This is a genomic window from Methanobrevibacter sp. YE315, from assembly GCF_001548675.1.
Taxonomy (GTDB): Archaea; Methanobacteriota; Methanobacteria; order Methanobacteriales; family Methanobacteriaceae; genus Methanocatella.
In genome coordinates, this window is sequence record NZ_CP010834.1 from 324,325 (window position 1) to 341,412 (window position 17,088).

The 17,088-nt window shown below is 35.9% G+C and carries 17 protein-coding genes; 10 read left to right on the top strand and 7 right to left on the bottom strand.

The genetic code is table 11. The annotated features are described in order from the left end of the window. The first annotated feature begins 158 nt into the window (after nucleotides 1–158). The 3 genes from TL18_RS01320 (at nucleotide 159) to glmM (TL18_RS01330) (ending at nucleotide 3,544) form a co-directional block, all read left to right on the top strand. Nucleotides 159–854 carry a TIGR00297 family protein gene (locus TL18_RS01320; protein WP_082706311.1) on the top strand — a complete coding sequence of 232 codons (696 nt, stop codon included), beginning with the start codon at nucleotides 159–161 and terminating at the stop codon, nucleotides 852–854. Between the two features lie 105 nt (nucleotides 855–959). Further along, nucleotides 960–2,198 carry a 2,3-bisphosphoglycerate-independent phosphoglycerate mutase gene (locus TL18_RS01325; RefSeq protein ID WP_067040240.1) on the top strand — a complete coding sequence of 413 codons (1,239 nt, stop codon included), beginning with the start codon at nucleotides 960–962 and terminating at the stop codon, nucleotides 2,196–2,198. Nucleotides 2,199–2,206: 8 nt separating this feature from the next. Then, nucleotides 2,207–3,544: a phosphoglucosamine mutase gene (glmM, locus tag TL18_RS01330; protein WP_067040243.1), complete on the top strand. Its 1,338-nt coding sequence runs from the start codon at nucleotides 2,207–2,209 to the stop codon at nucleotides 3,542–3,544. A gap of 236 nt (nucleotides 3,545–3,780) precedes the next feature. Here the strand turns inward: glmM (TL18_RS01330) and TL18_RS01335 are convergent, their stop codons facing one another. From TL18_RS01335 to TL18_RS01345, 3 genes are all read right to left on the bottom strand, one after another. Continuing rightward, on the bottom strand, nucleotides 3,781–4,098 hold the full coding sequence (locus TL18_RS01335) for a TfoX/Sxy family protein (RefSeq protein WP_067040246.1): 318 nt from the start codon (nucleotides 4,096–4,098) through the stop codon (nucleotides 3,781–3,783). Nucleotides 4,099–4,264: 166 nt separating this feature from the next. Continuing rightward, nucleotides 4,265–5,068 carry a DUF2207 family protein gene (locus TL18_RS01340; RefSeq protein WP_067040249.1) on the bottom strand — a complete coding sequence of 268 codons (804 nt, stop codon included), beginning with the start codon at nucleotides 5,066–5,068 and terminating at the stop codon, nucleotides 4,265–4,267. A 247-nt stretch (nucleotides 5,069–5,315) separates the two neighbouring features. After that, nucleotides 5,316–5,483, bottom strand: a complete 168-nt coding sequence (locus TL18_RS01345) for a rubredoxin (RefSeq protein WP_067040251.1) — start codon at nucleotides 5,481–5,483, stop codon at nucleotides 5,316–5,318. A 155-nt stretch (nucleotides 5,484–5,638) separates the two neighbouring features. Between TL18_RS01345 and glmU the strand changes: the two genes are divergently transcribed. Genes glmU through TL18_RS01370 form a run of 5 tightly spaced genes read left to right on the top strand, consistent with a single transcriptional unit; the run spans nucleotide 5,639 to nucleotide 10,381 of the window. After that, a complete protein-coding gene (gene glmU / locus TL18_RS01350) occupies nucleotides 5,639–6,928 on the top strand; it encodes a bifunctional sugar-1-phosphate nucleotidylyltransferase/acetyltransferase (protein WP_082706312.1) in 1,290 nt (429 codons plus the stop codon). A gap of 12 nt (nucleotides 6,929–6,940) precedes the next feature. Then, nucleotides 6,941–7,423, top strand: coding sequence for a gamma carbonic anhydrase family protein (locus tag TL18_RS01355; RefSeq protein ID WP_067040257.1), 483 nt, complete (start codon nucleotides 6,941–6,943; stop codon nucleotides 7,421–7,423). A 3-nt stretch (nucleotides 7,424–7,426) separates the two neighbouring features. Beyond that, nucleotides 7,427–8,527 (top strand): histidinol-phosphate transaminase, encoded by a 1,101-nt coding sequence (gene hisC, locus TL18_RS01360; RefSeq protein WP_067040260.1) that lies wholly within the window; start codon nucleotides 7,427–7,429, stop codon nucleotides 8,525–8,527. Further along, on the top strand, nucleotides 8,527–9,231 hold the full coding sequence (locus TL18_RS01365) for an anaerobic ribonucleoside-triphosphate reductase activating protein (RefSeq protein WP_067040263.1): 705 nt from the start codon (nucleotides 8,527–8,529) through the stop codon (nucleotides 9,229–9,231). Before hisC ends, TL18_RS01365 begins: the two co-directional genes overlap by 1 nt. Nucleotides 9,232–9,244: 13 nt before the next feature. Next, entirely contained in the window at nucleotides 9,245–10,381 is a 1,137-nt protein-coding gene (locus tag TL18_RS01370) for a tetratricopeptide repeat protein (RefSeq protein ID WP_067040266.1), read from the top strand. A 172-nt stretch (nucleotides 10,382–10,553) separates the two neighbouring features. Here TL18_RS01370 and glmM (TL18_RS01375) read toward each other — a convergent pair whose 3' ends face one another. After that, nucleotides 10,554–11,945 (bottom strand): phosphoglucosamine mutase, encoded by a 1,392-nt coding sequence (glmM, locus tag TL18_RS01375; protein WP_067040269.1) that lies wholly within the window; start codon nucleotides 11,943–11,945, stop codon nucleotides 10,554–10,556. Between the two features lie 36 nt (nucleotides 11,946–11,981). Continuing rightward, entirely contained in the window at nucleotides 11,982–12,380 is a 399-nt protein-coding gene (locus tag TL18_RS01380) for an exodeoxyribonuclease VII large subunit (protein ID WP_067040272.1), read from the bottom strand. 84 nt (nucleotides 12,381–12,464) lie between these two features. On the opposite strand from TL18_RS01380, the gene TL18_RS01385 reads away from it, so the two are divergent. After that, nucleotides 12,465–13,097, top strand: coding sequence for a queuosine precursor transporter (locus tag TL18_RS01385; protein ID WP_067040276.1), 633 nt, complete (start codon nucleotides 12,465–12,467; stop codon nucleotides 13,095–13,097). On the opposite strand, the gene TL18_RS01390 is transcribed toward TL18_RS01385, so the two are convergent. Both TL18_RS01390 and thiC read right to left on the bottom strand, forming a co-directional pair. Beyond that, nucleotides 13,094–14,752: an ATP-dependent DNA ligase gene (locus TL18_RS01390; RefSeq protein ID WP_067040279.1), complete on the bottom strand. Its 1,659-nt coding sequence runs from the start codon at nucleotides 14,750–14,752 to the stop codon at nucleotides 13,094–13,096. The genes TL18_RS01385 and TL18_RS01390 overlap by 4 nt on opposite strands. Further along, on the bottom strand, nucleotides 14,752–16,026 hold the full coding sequence (gene thiC / locus TL18_RS01395; protein ID WP_067045314.1) for a phosphomethylpyrimidine synthase: 1,275 nt from the start codon (nucleotides 16,024–16,026) through the stop codon (nucleotides 14,752–14,754). The genes TL18_RS01390 and thiC overlap by 1 nt, the downstream gene beginning before the upstream one ends. Nucleotides 16,027–16,227: 201 nt before the next feature. Between thiC and TL18_RS01400 the strand changes: the two genes are divergently transcribed. Beyond that, complete coding sequence (locus tag TL18_RS01400) at nucleotides 16,228–17,082, top strand: methanogenesis marker 8 protein (protein ID WP_067040282.1); 855 nt, start codon at nucleotides 16,228–16,230, stop codon at nucleotides 17,080–17,082. The last annotated feature ends 6 nt before the right edge of the window (nucleotides 17,083–17,088 follow it).

A 17,088-nucleotide genomic window follows, 5' to 3' on the forward strand; every position in this document is an offset into this window, starting at 1 on the left:
CATTCGTATTTTTAATTAAATGATAATCTAATTTTGACCCGTTTTTGGATTGTGGTGGGTGGTTGTCCTTTGTTAAAACTTTGTCAGATATTTATTAAAATTAACTAATACTTTTATATTCTTTTAAACATATAATTAATAGTGGATGTTGTGGTAGTATGGTTGAATCAATGATGGTTAATTGGATTTATGTTATCCTCTTATTTATTTTAGCAGCAATAACCTATAAAAGAAAATCTTTGGATTTGGTTGGTGCCGCCGTAATGGTTATAATGGGCATTGTAATCATATTTTCGGCTGGGGCAAACTGGTTGCTGTTAATTGTCCTGTTTCTTGTAATGTCATTGTTCGCCACAAAATATTCAAAAAAATATAAAATGTCTTTAGGGGAGTTTGAAGGCAGAAGGACTTCTAAAAATGTTATATCAAACGGTGTTGTCGCTTGTTTTATGGCCGCTTTTGGAGGATTCTATTCCCCTCTTGTAGGAGGGTTTATAGGTGCAATTGCAACTGCAACAGCAGATACGCTAGCTTCTGAAATCGGTGTTTTATATCAGCCACGTTTGATTACTACATTGCAGAAGGTGGATCCTGGAACTAATGGGGCGGTATCAACATTGGGAACTGCAGCAGGTATGGTCGGTGCAGCAATTATCGGGATTGCCGCTTACTTTTTAGGCATTATTCCAAATCCTTTGACTGCAATCCTGGTTTCTATAATTTCAGGTACTGTGGGCTGCTTTATGGACAGTATTTTAGGTGCTCTTTTTGAAAATAGGAACTTGTTGACCAACGAACATGTGAATTTGATTGCAACAGTTGTTGGCGCTCTCGTTGGAATCTTATTAATGTAACTTTTTTTTCTAAAGTTCAATTTAGAATTTTAATCTAGTTTTTAAATAAATTATATAACTACTAAAAATAAAAATTATATTAGTATAATCTATTAGGTGATATTTATGAAAGGAATTATTTTAATTATGGATGGTATGGGTGACCGTCCAATTAAAGAATTTGGTAATAAAACTCCTTTGGAAGCAGCTAATACTCCAAATATGGATAAAATGGCTGAAGAAGGAATTACAGGTATTATGGATTCAATAGCTCCGGGAATCATCCCTGGAAGTGACACCGCACATTTATCTATTTTAGGCTACAATCCTTATGAAGTATATACTGGAAGGGGTCCGTTTGAGGCAAATGGTGTCGGATTGGAAGTGCTTCCGGGAGATATTGCATTCAGATGCAACTTTTCAACAGCAGATGAGGATTTTATTGTAACTGACAGGCGTGCCGGAAGAATCAAAGAAGGCACTAAAGAGATAGTTGAAGAATTGAATAAGATGGTTTTAGAGGACTATCCTGACATTAAAATTATTTTCAAAGAATCCACAGGCCACAGGGCAGTTTTAGTTTTAAGGGGAGAAGGACTCTCCGATAAAGTAAGCGATGCAGACCCTAAAGTGGAAGGCAATAAGCCTAAAGAAGTAAGGGCTTTAGACGACACACCTGAAGCGGCAAGAACCGCAGACATCTTGAACAAATTAGTCAAAAAAACTTATGAAATGGTTAAAGATCACCCAGTTAACTTAAAAAGAATTGAAGAAGGCAAACCGCCAGCGAACGTTGTCATTCCTCGTGGTGCAGGAGAAGTGCCGGTTGTCGAACAGTTAAACGACAAATATGAAATAAATTCAGCATGCATTGCAGAAACCGGACTTATCATGGGAATCGGAAGATTTGCAGGAATGGACATTATTGAAATGGAAGATGTGACCGGCGGAATTGACACAAACTTGTATAACATCAGAGATACCATCATAGACCAAGTAAAAAATTCAGACCATGACTTTTTCCTGATAAACATTGACGGGGCTGACGAAGCAGGTCACGACGGCCAAACCATAGAGAAAAAGGAATTCATAGAGAAAGTTGACGAAGTAGTCATGAGCGAACTGATAAAACTTGAGGATGTTTATATCTACTTAACAGCTGACCATTCAACTCCAATTTCTGTAATGAACCACTCTGGAGACCCAGTACCTGTATTAATCAGAGGTCCTGAAGTAAGGGTTGATGATGTTTGTGAATTCTCCGAAAGGGCATGTGCAAAAGGAGGACTCAACAGAATCAGAGGATCAGATGTGATGAATATAATGATGGACTTAATGAATTATGCTCATAAATTCGGTGCATAGGTGAGAATATGGCAGCGAAAAAACTATTTGGAACATCCGGAATAAGAGGATTGATAGGTTCTGAAGTGACCTGTGAACTTGCATTGAACGTAGGTAAATCATTAGCCTATTATTTGGGAAACAATGGTACAGTGGTTTTAGGTCACGATACAAGAACAACAAATGAAATGCTCGACCAGGCTATTTGCGCAGGATTGCTTGAAAGCGGAGTTAATGTGATTAAAATAGGTATGGTTCCAACCCCTTTAGTCGGATATGCTACCGAAAAATTAGGTGCTGATGCGGGAATCATGCTAACAGCTTCCCATAATCCTTCACAGTACAACGGAATTAAGTTATGGAATAAAAATGGGATGGCATATACCGCAGTTCAAGAAGCCGAAATCGAAGAAATCTATGCAAATAAATCTTATATTTCAGTGTCATGGGATAAGGTCGGAAAATTAAATGTCAACGAAGAAATCAAAGGCCAGTATGTCGATGATTTGGTAAATATGGTCGATATTAAAGAAGGCTTGAAAGTGGTCATTGACTGTGCATCCGGTGCAGGAAGCGAAATATCACCTTTAGTATTCAGAAAAGCAGGATGCGAAGTAACAACCTTAAATTCACAGCCTGACGGATTTTTCCCAGGAAGAAACCCTGAACCGAATGAAGAAAACTTACAGACCCTAATGAAAACAGTTGTAGCTATCGGCGCTGATTTGGGAGTAGCCCATGACGGAGATGCTGACAGAATGATTACCGTTGATGAAAAAGGTAATGTATCACCGTTCGATTCACTTTTAGCATTGATTTCAAAAGAGTTCGACGGAGACATCGTAACAACCGTAGATGCAGGTTTGTGTATGGACGAATCCGTAAAAGGAAGAGTATTAAGAACACCTGTAGGTGATGTGAATGTTGCTGAAGTGATTATCGAGGAAAATGCGGCCTTTGGTGGAGAACCTTCAGGAACTTGGCTGCACCCGGACTTCTGCATGTGTCCTGACGGAATTCTTTCAGGATTGAGAATGGCAGAAATCGTTTCAAGGGACGGCAAGCTATCTGAACTATTGGAACAGATTCCGTCTTATCCGAATATCCGTGAAAAAATAACCTGCTCCAAAGAAGCTAAAGTTAAAGTGATGGAAAACATGGAAGAGCTATTGACTGATGCATTCGATGATATTGTAGAAGTCAATCCTCTTGATGGAGTCAGATTAACATTCGAAGATGACAGCTGGGTTTTGGTAAGGCCTTCAGGAACTGAAGATTACATTAGAATAACTTTAGAATCTCGTGACGCTGAAAGGGCAGAAGAGATTAAAGAGACATGTGTAAAAATAATCAATGAAAACTTATGAAGATGATTTTCATCTTCAAAATTACTTTTTTTTAAATATAGCTTGTTTTAAACATTGATATAATGTTTTAAGGTATAAATGGGTTTTTTGACTAAAATACGTGCGATAAAATCGAGTTTTCCAAAGTTAATTTCCGATGTTTTTTGGAAAATAAAGTCTTGAATAGGTTTTGAATAAATTGGAATAGACTATCCAATTCTCTTTTTTTTGAAGTTTTTGTTTCCAGTAATTTCAAGTCATTTGCGCCTTTTCTTTGCAGCGGGAAGCTCTTCATACATTGCTTCAATCAGTTCTTTTAGAAACTCCCTATTTTCTATGTCATCGACAAGCAGCATTTCTTTTGCACCTTCATAGGGCAATTCCCTATTTGCATCGGGCATCATCTCTATTGCTGATTTTACGGGTTTGACAAGGAAGCGGTCATCGTAGATGCCTCCGACAATCTTGCCATGATAGTAAATAATGTATTCTCCCATCATTGCCCTATAAGATATGTCGTCTAGGTCTGACAACTGATCTAATATGTAATCCAGATATTCTTTACTTGATGTCATGATTCAAATCCCCTTTAAAAACAATTTTAATTTATTATCTTAATAATTAATAAGCTTGGGGCAATGTTTTAGATGGTCATTTAAAAATTGGTATAATACTGGTCTGCACCAAATAATTTTTGTTTTAGAGATGATGGTTTTCTTTTCAATTGGCAATTGGAGGAGTTTATCCTCCGCCAGGTATGGTGTATTTATCGTTTACTCCGTAAAATATTCCTGTGCCTTTTGATTTTTTACTGACATTTGATAATGCATTGTTGAATATTATATTCAATAATTTGTATCCGTCCTTATCGATAAAATCAGTCAGATTTGTATTATTTTCCCTCAGTTTCAGCGCATCTTTTTCAATGTCAAAGCATGATCCGTAGATTATCTGTGAGGAATTTTCTTCAGCTGATTCGGGTGGATATTTTCCGGTCAATTCTTCGGATTTCAGGTAATCCTTGAAGTTGTTCCATGATTTTTTAGCTTCTTTTCCCTCTTTTGTTAGTTTGCCGTTTTCCAAAAGATTCCTGTAATTTCCATCGTCGTAGCCATTTTCATTTTTTAAGGCTTTAACATATTCAACAAAGTCTTTTTCAAATTTGTTTGCGTTTGCAGTATTGTTGCTTTGCTTTGCCATGTTCTTCAAGTTGAATTTCTTATTCTTATTTATGGTCTTAAGCAGATTGATGGCTATTGTTTCGGAAGTTTTCAATTCACCTTTATTGGCTATCCTGAGGGTTATCTTCTTCATGACTTCCATATCGTCTTGGGTTAACTTTTTGCCGACATTATACGATTCATTCAAGTCAATTTCACATTTGATTTGGTTTTTGTTGATTAAATCAAGTATTGTAAGTGATAATGTGTTCACGGTTATTTTATTGTTTTTTGAATATAATGTGCTGATTATTGGATATGAATCATCGCTTGGAGGATTTTTTACGTCTTCGTTGTCTAAATTTTTTTTGCCTAAACCTAACATTTTAATCGCCTTAATGTTTTTCTTTTTTGAATATTGATGTATTTTGCCTATTATTTAATTTTTACAATCTTATTTATATAGTTTTTCGAATGTAAGCGATAACTTGCATCTTAAAATGTAGAATAAATGACATTCCATAAAGTTGATATTTTGGCAAGGGTTATACGATGGTTAAATTGAAAATAAGTTTTTAATCAATTTCTAAAAGTAAAAAAAAAGAAGAATAAAAATTTTGAGAAGAAGAAATCTATTCTTCTTCTACAATGAATGCGTCTTTTCCAAGAGCAGCACATTCTGGGCATACCCAGTCATCTGGCATATCTGCAGGAGTTGCTCCAGCAGGGATGTTGTATGAAGGGTCACCTTTTTCTGTGTCGAATCTGTATTCACAGTGTAAACAAACATATACAGTCATTTTAATAATCTCCTTTTTTTATTGTTTATCAGCATAGCTAATATGGTTCTAGTATATTTCAACTATTATTTATAATTAGTCATTTAATTTTAGGAAAGTTAATTAATAATAAGAGAGTTAAACATATAATAATATTAGAAATTTTCAAGGGGATAATTAAAGTGAAAGCGATTATTTTAAGCGCCGGTGAAGGGTCTAGGATGAGGCCATTAACACTTACAAAGCCTAAGACCATGTTGCCGGTTGCTGGAAAACCAATTATGCAATATAATATTGAATCCTTGAGAGATAATGGAATTAAGGATATTTTATTAATCGTTCGTTATAAAGAAGAGATGGTTAGAGATTACTTCGGTGACGGTAGCGATTTTGGTGTTAGAATAACTTATAAAACACAGAAAGATTTCTTAGGAACAGCCAATGCAATTTCCTATGGGGAAGATTTTATTGAAGATAGTTTGATTGTATTGAATGGTGATATTATTTTGGACAATGAAATCATCAATGAAATCATCAAAAAATACAATTATATGTGTCCGGATACATTGATGCTTTTAACTGAAGTTGACGACCCGTCCGCTTTCGGAGTAGTCGAAATTGAAGACGGAAACATAAAAAGCATTGTCGAAAAGCCTAAAAAAGAGGAAGCTCCAAGCAATCTTGTCAATGCGGGAATATATGTTTTCAATAAGGATATTTTTGAAAAGATTAAAAGAACAGAACTCTCTGAAAGAGGCGAATATGAAATCACCGACTCAGTAAGTATGCAAATCAAGGAAGGCAAAAAAGTAATTGGCCATAAAACAAGTAAAGATTGGATTGATGTGGGAAGGCCATGGGAATTAATTGAAGTTAATGAAGCTTTAATCAGTGAGCTTAAAACAGAAATTAAGGGAAAAATTGAAGAAGGAGCTCACATTCATGGTGAAATATTTTTAGATGAAGGCAGCATTATCAGGGCTGGAGTATACATTGAAGGTAATGTTTACATAGGAAAAGATTGCGATATCGGACCAAACTCCTATATTCGTGGCAATTCTTACTTCGGAGACAATGTTCATGTAGGAAATGCTGTGGAAATTAAAAATTCCATTATTATGGAAAATACAAATGTAAGCCATTTGAGTTATGTCGGAGACTCAGTAATCGGTTCCAATTGTAACATAGCTGCAGGAACCAACATTGCAAACTTACGTTTCGATAACAGGTCTGTAAAGACCAAAATCAAAAATCAAATGATTGATAGTGGAAGACGCAAACTCGGATCAATTATTGGCGATTCAGTCAAAACAGGAATCAATTCTAGTTTTTCACCGGGTGTAAAAGTAGGATTCAATTCCACTATAGGTTCAGGGGTTTTGTTGTATGATGATGTACCCTCCGATACAAGAGTATTGGTAAAACAGAATCATATTATACAAGATAAAAATGCAAAAAAGAAATAAATCGGCGATATTATGGAAAATAAAAAAGACTCTATTGTAATATGCCCAGGCGCACAGGTATTAGGTGATGTTGAATTAGGTGAAAATGTCTCTGTATGGCATGGTGCCGTAATTAGAGGGGACACAGACTCAATAACTATTGGTGACAATTCAAATGTCCAGGATAATTGTGTCGTACACTGTACTAAAGGATTTCCAGTTGAAATAGGCAAAAACGTTTCTGTTGGTCATGGTGCTGTTGTCCATGGATGCAAATTGGATGACAATGTTTTAATTGGGATGAATGCAACAGTTCTTAACGGCGCACACATCTCTAAAAATTCAATTGTAGGTGCGGGGGCCGTCGTAAGTGAAGGAAAAGAATTCCCCGAAGGAAGTTTAATTTTAGGCGTTCCGGCCAAAGCTATTAAAGAGTTAACTCCTGAACAAGTTGAACTTATTCAGAACAATGCAGATAATTACGTTAAACTTTCTAAACAGTATAAGGAAGATTAAATCATGAAAGCAAGGAAAATTGTAGATGAAATGGATTCCTATGTTCCGGGAAGGTCTCAAGATGAGATTGCAAAGGATTTCAATCTAAAAAAAGAGGATATTATTAAATTAGGATCCAATGAAAATCCATGGGGTCCTTCTCCTAAAGCATTGGAAGCTATTAAAAAGGAGATTAATTCAATAAACAGATATCCTGAATCACAATTACATGAGCTGGTTTCAGAAATTGCCAAATATTCTGGAGTTGACGATTCGCAGGTAATTATCGGTGGGGATGGAGCTGATGAAATCATTGATGTTTTAGCAAAGACATTCATTGATAATGGTGATGAGTTCATTGTTCCTTTACCGTCTTATATGTACTATGAATATTTATTAAAGCAATACGGTGCAATTCCTGTCTATGCAAAATGGGATTTGGAAAAAAATGGGCTGGATGTAGATTCAATCAATCAGGCCATTAGTGACAAGACCAAAATGATTTTCCTGTGCAGTCCAAACAACCCTACAGGCACATTAATCGATAAAGAAACATTAAAGGAAATCGCTTCCAAAAACAAGGATGTTCTAATTGTTATTGATGAAGCTTACTTTGAATATTCTGAAGTTACCAATAAGGATTTGATTAATGAATTTGATAATATTTTCATCATTCGTACAATGTCTAAAGTATTGGGTCTTGCAGGAATGAGGATTGGTTATGGCTTGGCATGTGCGGAAATCATTGAGTATATGCACAGGATCAAACCGGTATTTTCTCTTACAAGATTGTCTTTTGCAGCTGCACTCAACACTTTTAGGGATAAGGATTACATTGAAGAATCAATCAGGAAAGGAATAGAATCAAGACAGTATCTATATGATGAAGTGTCAAAAATCGATGGATTAGATCCGTTCCCGTCTAAATCTAACTTTATATTGATTCGTGTAAAGGACACTGGGTTTACAGCTAGTGAATTGGCTTTGGAACTCATGAAAAAAGGAATTATAGTGAGGGATTGTACTTCATTTAAAGGTTTGGATGAGTATTGGATTAGGATTAGCATCTGCACCCTTGAAGATGACAAAAAATTCATTGATATTTTAAAAGAGGTTTTAAGCTAATGTATATTGGAGGAACTGTAATATCTTCTGTTGAATTCCATGGAAATATGTCTTTAGTTATTTTCATGTCAAAATGCCCATTGGCATGCAGATATTGCCACAATGTTGAACTTTTGGATGACAATACAGAATGGTCATTTGAAAAAGTTAAACATGAAATCGATTCCTCAGCTGATTTTTTAGACGCGGTTGTAATTTCTGGCGGAGAGCCATTGGTTCAGGTGGATGCCGTTATTGATATTTTAAAATATGTGCGTCAAATAGGATTGAAGACAAAACTTGATACAAGCGGAATCTATCCGGATAACCTGAAAAGGATATTGGATTTGGATTTGCTTGATTTCATTTCTTTGGATGTTAAAACCACATTTTCAAAATACAGGAAAATCACCGGAGCCAATGTGGGCTTTGAAGTTAAAAAATCAATGGAATTGATTAATCAGGCAGGAGTTCATTTGGAAGCTAGGACAACCTTTGTTCCGACATTGCATACAAAAAAGGATATTATTAATTTAGTCGATGAAATTAATGCTGATATATATACTATTCAACAATTTAGAAATAAGAACGTCTTGGATCCGGCTTTGGAAAAAGTTGAGGTTCCCAATCCTCATGATCTGGTTAAGTTAGCTGAAGAGATCAAACCATATTTCGACGGGATTGTTAAGGTCAAATCAGGTGAATTCGGAGAACAGATAATTTAAGGGAGTGTCATAAATGCCAATTTTATCATTTTCAAGCAATGATATTGATGTTATCACTGGTAAGAAAACCAGAACTATACGTAAAGCATGGAAGACACCGCTTAAAGTTGGAGACAGACTTTATTGCTATTGGAATTTGGTTTCCAAAGAAAAAATGAAGATTTTTGAAGCTTTTGTCACAGCTATTGAAGACATTTCATTTGAGGAAATTTTAGGTAATGACGAATTGGCCCGTGAAGAGGGTTTTAAAGATTCCGATGACATGCTTAGAGAATTCAAAAAGATGTACGGCGGAAGAATTGATCCTAATGAAAAGTTTCAGATTATATATTTTGAAAAAATCAACATAGATGATTGGAAAGGCGACAAGATTGATGAAAAGGCAATGATTACTAAACGTGCAGACATCCTTTTTGACAGCGGTAAGTTCGATAAATCCACAATGTGTTATGACGCCGCTTTGAGGCTTGACCCTCATGATGTCTATCTGCTTAACAAGCAGGGAGATAATCTCTCCAGGCTCGGAAAATTCATTGAAGCCATTGAATGTTATGATAAGGCTTTGGAAATAGAGCCGGATAACATTTATATCTTAAATAACAAGGCTATTGCTCTTCTAAATTCCGGAAATATTAATGAGGCATTAAAAATCAGCAATATTGCATATAATTACAGGCCAAGCAGTCCGATAGTGTTGTATTGGAGAGGTTTTATTTTAGAAATGCTTGGCAGATATGATGATGCTTTAAAAGTTTATGATAAGCTCATTGTTATCGACGGCGAAAATCCTGAAGTGTGGAACTCCCGCGGCAATCTGTTAACTGACATGGGAATGCTTGAGGAAGCTATCGAATCTTTCGATAAGGCAGTTGAAGTATGTTTGGATGATTCTGAAATGGATGCTTCAGCAATCAATAGGATGGGCAATGCATATATTGATTTGGGAAAGCTTGATGAGGCTTTGGAATGTTTTAATAAGGCAATATCTTTGGAAAAATATAATATTGACTTTTTATTGAATAAAGGTGTTGTTTTAATGGAATTAGGTCAATTTGAAGAAGCTGTTGATAGTTTCAATATGGTATTGCTTAGAAATCCTGATAATGAGGATGCATTTTTCTTAAAAGAAGAATGTTTGGAATATTTTTAACTATTTTTATCATTCCATATATGTTTGCAATTTTTATTTTAATGATTGGTGTTGCAGCTATTAATATTTTAAAGATAACTGTGATTAAATCAAAAGCATAGTTGCAAAAGTAATTTTAATCCATTCTATTTTCAATTTAATGGCAATGAATCGGTGATGGTTTTTGATTCATTTATTTTTTATATTTTTTAATTAAACTGATTCCCCATTCTGTCATTTCATCAGCCTTCTGCTGGGAATCTGACTCGGCAAAGCATCTGAATATCGGTTCAGTTCCAGATGGTCTTATGATTACCCAACCATCTTCTTTTAGAATTTTAACACCGTCAGTAAGATCTAATTCGAAATCAGTTGTTTTTTGAATCTCTTCTGCAATGCTTGACATAACAAACTCTTTTTGATCATCAGGACATTCGATTTTCATCTTTTTGGCATAATAAACCGGAAGTTCACAAACCAGTTCAGATAGTGTCTTTTTCTCTTTAGCAATGATTTCCAATATTTTGGCAACGGTCATCACGGCATCTCTTCCATAAACGAAGTCCGGGAAAATCAAGCCTCCGTTTTCTTCTCCACCGAATAATCCATCTTCATCTTTAAGTTTACGTGCTACAAGCAGGTCTCCAACTGCAGTAGCTATTACATTCCCGTTGTATTCCTCTGCAACATCATATATAGCTTGGGATGTTGCAACAGTAGTGACGATAGTGCCTCCGTTATTCTCTTTAAGCATCTGCTTTTCAACAAGGGTAAATGTCTTATCTCCCAAAACGAAATTTCCATTCTCATCGATGCAGATGGTTCTATCAGCATCTCCGTCATGAGCAATACCGATGTCCGCATTCAATTCCTTTACTACAGTTATTAAATCGCTTAAGTTTTCTTCAATCGGTTCAGGGTCACGTCCCGGGAAAAATCCATCAGCTTGGCAATGCAGTGTTGTTAATTCACAGCCTAACTTTTGAATTAGATAAGGTGCGGTATAACAGCCTGCTCCACATCCACAGTCTAGAACAACCTTTAATTTAGCGTTTCTGATTGCTTCAGCATCCACTTTAGATATTGCTTCATCAACGTATTCCTCGATTATTTTGTCGTTATTGTATATTTCTCCGATTTTAGAATATTCGACTCTGATAGGTTCTTCATCGAAGTATAATCTTTCAATTGCAAGTTCCATATCTTCTGCAATTCCGATTCCATCCTCATCTAAAAATTTAATTCCGTTATACATTGGAGGATTATGTGAAGCGGTAATCATAACTCCCCCGTTGTAATATTTACGAACCGCAAATTGAACACCTGGTGTTGGAAGTATTCCTAAATCCACAACATCACAACCAGAAGATAAAAGTCCTGCTTTTACAGCTTCTTTTAGCATAGGTGTTGAGGTTCTGGTGTCTCCTCCTACAGCAACTGTTCCTTGAATCTGTGAACCATAACAAGCCGCAAGTCTAGATGCGAATTCAGGAGTTAAAACATCATTAGCTGTTCTTCTAACTCCAAATGTTCCAAATAATCTTTTTTTATCAGACATATTTAAAATCCCTAATTTGTTTATCATTATTATTTTTGAATTTTTTTAAATAAAAATATATGCTTAGACAATAATTCTTAAACTGTCTCCACTGGATAAAATCAATTCTAAATTGGATTTGTATTCCGTGACCGTTCCTGTAACCTCAACTTTACGGTCTTTAAAGTCCTCAATATCCAAGTTTTTTGATTGAATTTCAGCTACCTGCTTTTCGAATATGATTAGGGTTATTTGGCTTTCACCATCGTTGATGGTTAAAAAATAATTGCTTTTTGAGCTTGACTGTGAAATGTCGGTTATAACTCCATTAATACATATCTTTTCGTCAATCATGGACCTTGTGATATCTGAGATATCCACTTTTTTAACTTCAATCGTTGGAGTAAATAGGATTAGTCCGATTATTCCAATAAGAGAGGTTATTAAAGCTATTTTCAATAGTTTATCATCTGTAATTTCCATATTTTTAATTGATATTCAAAGTAGAAATAGCTTATAGGATTTAAACTTGTAAAATTTATTTATAATTAAAAATATAGTATAATCATGTTTGAAAATTTGACTAAAACGGAATTATATGCAATGTTGGCGGGTGTTTTCACTGCATGTCTGATTATTTCAAATATCATTGCAGGAAAGACATTCGATTTCTTTTCATTCATATTGCCTTGTGGCGTAATGATATTTCCTATTATTTACATTGTTAATGATGTGCTTGCTGAAGTTTATGGTTATGATAATGCCCGTCGCGTAATATTGCTTGGGTTTTTCATGAATCTGATTGCTGTCATCTGTTATAATGTTACAATTTGGCTTCCGGCACCGGCATTTTTTGAAAATTCACAGGCTTTCAGCATTGTTTTAGGGTCAACATTTAGATTATTGATTGCCAGCTTCGCAGCATACCTGGTCGGATCCATCGTCAATGCAAAGACAATGGTTTATCTTAAAAAATGGGATGATGACAAGCTATTTTTCAGATGCATCGTATCAACATTATTCGGCGAAGGTTTGGATGCAATTATATTTATCATAATCGGATTTGTTGGAACAATGCCTTTGGAGGCATTGGTGATGATGATTGTAGTTCAAGCATTGTTCAAGACAATATATGAGATTATTGTTTATCCTATTACAAGAATAGTAATCACCAATGTTAAAAAATTGCCTGAGATTTAATTTCCAGTATTGTACATGGAAATTAACCTCTCAACAGTGTCCGCATCCATCGGACCTTTATCTTTTCTTATATTTTTAACAACAGGGAATCTCAAGGAGTATCCGGTTTCATATTCAGGAGATTCGACGATTTCTGAAAATGCGATTTCCAGGACTATTTTTGGCTCGACAATAATTTCCTTTCCCTTTGTTGAGATTTCAATTTCTTTCATTTTCCCGGTCAGATATTCTAAAGTGGCATCATCAAGACCTGTTGCGGCATAAGCCACACTTTTAAAATCATCATTTTCATCCCTTAAAGCCACTAGGTATGACCCGACAAAGTCTCCTCTTTTACCTTTACCGTAGGTTCCTCCAATGACAACCATATCTAAGGTTTCAGGTTCCGCTTTGAATTTAAGCATTTTTTTGCCTCTAAGTCCAGGAATATATGGTGCGGTGGAATCCTTTATCATTATTCCTTCATGACCTTCCTGTATTGATGTTTCGAACAACTCTTGGATTTCGGGGATGTTGTCTTCTGTTCCAATAATCATGTTGCTTAGATTCATTTCATCGACAGAAACGTCAACAATTTCTTCCAACACTTCCCTTCTTGTTTTTAAAGGTTCGTCAATCATTGGAACTTTATAGTAAAGCACGTCAAATAAGTATAATTTTAATGGGACATTTTCCATTGCTTCTTCAACATTGTATTTTCTTCTGACACGATGCAATATGTTTTGGAAAGGCAGGGGCTTGCCGTTTCTTGTAGCTATCACTTCACCTTCCACAATATAGTCCTCATGAGGTAAATGCTCATCAAATAGCTCAACGATTTCTGGAAGGGCATGTGTGATGTTTTCGAGCCTGCGGGTAAATATGTTGATTTCATCACCGCTTCTATGAACCTGCAGCCTGATGCCGTCATATTTTGTATCACAGATTGCCATACCCATTTCAGGAATAATCTCATTCAATGGGGGTGCAAGCTGCGCCAGCATTGGCTTGACAGGTGTTCCGGGGGTTAGATTAAGTTTTTCTAAACCTGCACTACCTTCTTCTTTTGCGGTTCTTGCAACCACTGAAAAATCGTTTGTAAGCATTTGTGCTCTTTCAACAATGGCCTTATCAATGTCAAATGCCTGTGCTATTGCATCCCGGACCACTCCGTCCCCTACACCGATTCTTAATTCTTCAGTAATGGTACGGGTTAAGTATTTGGCTTCTGTTGCACTTGCCTGACTTAATAACTCTAATAAGATTGCTATTTTACGATTGGTGGATCTTGAACCGCTGATTGTGGATAATTTGCGCAAGCTATTGAAGACAAAGTCGATTGTTAAAGGCTGTGAGAAAAAGGTCATTTGGGATTTTTTAGCATATAATTTGACGCATGCTAGCCCAATATCTCCTTCATCACGAACTGCATCTTCAACTGTGGAGGGTGTAGTTCCAACAGCTTCTGCAACTGCTCTTTCCACTAATTTTCCGCCAATTCCAATTTCTTCTGAACTCCAAGCTGGAAATACGGCACCTAAAATTAGAAGTCCTACTTTTTCAATGGTATCTGAATCCAATTTTTTCAGGTATTCCGCTATTATTTCAGTTTTCTCTAGTCTTTTTGTAGTTGCCTCTAAAGCTGAGTAGACATCTACTAATTCTTGGTATTTCATTAAAAATCGCCTTTAGCTATTTTTACTGCACAATATTCTCCACACATTGCACACATTTCATTATCGTCAAGTTCACATTTGTCCCTGTAGGTTCTTGGTTTGGATTTGTCTAATGCCAATTCAAATTGTTTTTCCCAATCGAATTCTCTGCGGGCTTTTGCCATGGCTTTTTCACGAGTCCATGCTGAGTCTAAGCCTTTTGCCACATCAGCAGCTTCCGCTGCAATTTTTGATGCGATGACTCCTTCCTTAACATCTTCCAAGCTAGGAAGGGACAGGTGTTCGGCAGGGGTGACATAACACAGGAAATTAGCGCCTGCAGTTGCAGCTATTGCTCCACCTATTGCTCCGGTAATGTGGTCATAGCCGGGTGCAATGTCAGTTACAAGAGGTCCTAAAACATAAAAGGGGGCTCCGTGACAAACTGTTTTTTGAATTTCCATATTTGCCTTGATTTGATTTAATGGCATATGGCCGGGGCCTTCCACCATAACCTGCACATTGGCATCTTGGGCTCTTTTAACAAGGCCTCCAAGGTTTACAAGCTCTTGAATTTGAGGGATGTCGCTTGCGTCCGCTAAACAACCGGGCCTTAAGCCATCACCTAATGATAATGTGATGTCGTATTCATAGGATAATTCAAGTAGATAATCGTAATTTTCGTATAATGGGTTTTCCATATCGTTATGGTTAATCCAAGAAGCCATGAATGTTCCTCCACGGCTTACAATGCCCATCATTCTGTTTGCATCTTTTAGTTTTTGAACCAGATCTTTGGTAATTCCGCAATGGAGTGTCATAAAGTCCACTCCTTCTTTTGCCTGATTTTCAATGGCCTTGAAAATATCGTCAGGGTCCATGTCGATTATTTCCTTATTCTTGCCTAAAGTGACAACTCCGGCTTCATAGATTGGCACGGTTCCAATGCAAATTTCTACCGCATCCATGATTTTTTTTCTAAATAATTTCAAGTCAGAACCAGTTGACAAGTCCATTAAAGCATCGGCACCATATTCCTGTGCTAGTTTCGCCTTATTTATTTCAAGTTCAATATCATCAATTTTAGATGATGATCCTATATTTGCATTAATTTTGGTTTTCAATCCTTCGCCAATACCGCAAGGTTTTGAATGTCCGTTTATATTTTTAGGAATTACAACTAATCCTTTATCGATTAATTTAGCTATTTTATTCACGTCTATATTTTCATATTCGGCAACAAACTCCATTTCGGGAGTGATATTGCCTTTTCGAGCTTCGCTTTTTTGAGTCAAATTCATCCCTCACAATTGACTAATCATTAATATTATTGTTTTTCTTAATATATAGAAGTTATTCTTTGTTTAAAAATACTGTTTAAAAGTAAAAAATTACTTTCTTTTTCAAGAAAATGGGCCATTTGGACAGAAGACCAATTTTTTTTACCAATATCTTTTTTTATCATTTTGACAAAAACTAATATCACTGGTGGTTATATGGCTAAGGATAAACATGTAATTGAAGCACTCGGAAAAGTTCATGTAGTTATCGAAAACGGAGAAATAACAGAAGTGGGTTCTTCAGATGTTAAATACTGCCCAATGTTTCATGCGATGCATGGGGTGGAGGAATTAAATGAGGAATTCATACGAAAAAACATTAATTTCAGAATAAAGGACTTCGGAATGTGCACACCTCAAAGGATAATTGAAATGGATGATGTGGTGACTGTAGGAATATCTGAAATCCTTAAAACTAACATGGAAAACGGCAATATCGATTGTGTTGTAGGGGCATGTGAAGGATCCGGAACAGTAATCATGACAAATCCCCGTGTTGTACAGGGCGTAGGGGCAAGAGTATCAGGTCTTATAAGCACAACACCAATACCTGAAGTCATTAAAAATCTTGAAGATAAGGGCAGTGTAGTGTTGAATCCTGAAACTGCAGAATTGAATCAGTTGGAAGGTCTGAAATTGGCTTTAGATAAAGGATTTAAGAATATTGCAATAACAATACTTCCTTCACCGATGATTGAGGAAATTAGAAATTATCCTGTTGATGATGATGTAAATGTCTATATTTTCGTTGCCCATACGACAGGTGCAAGTCCCGATGAAGTTAAAATGCTTTTTGACAATGCAGATATCGTAACAGCATGTGCATCAAAAGCTATTTCGGATTATGCTGATAAATATCAGCCATATTATTATGGTTTGAAGGTTCCAATATTCTGTGCAAGTGAAGATGGGCGCGAATTATTGGATAATAGACTTAAAAAGATAGGAAAACCCCTAACCACTAATGATTATCCAAGAAATAAAGATGATATGCCATATAAATTGATTTAAAGTGTT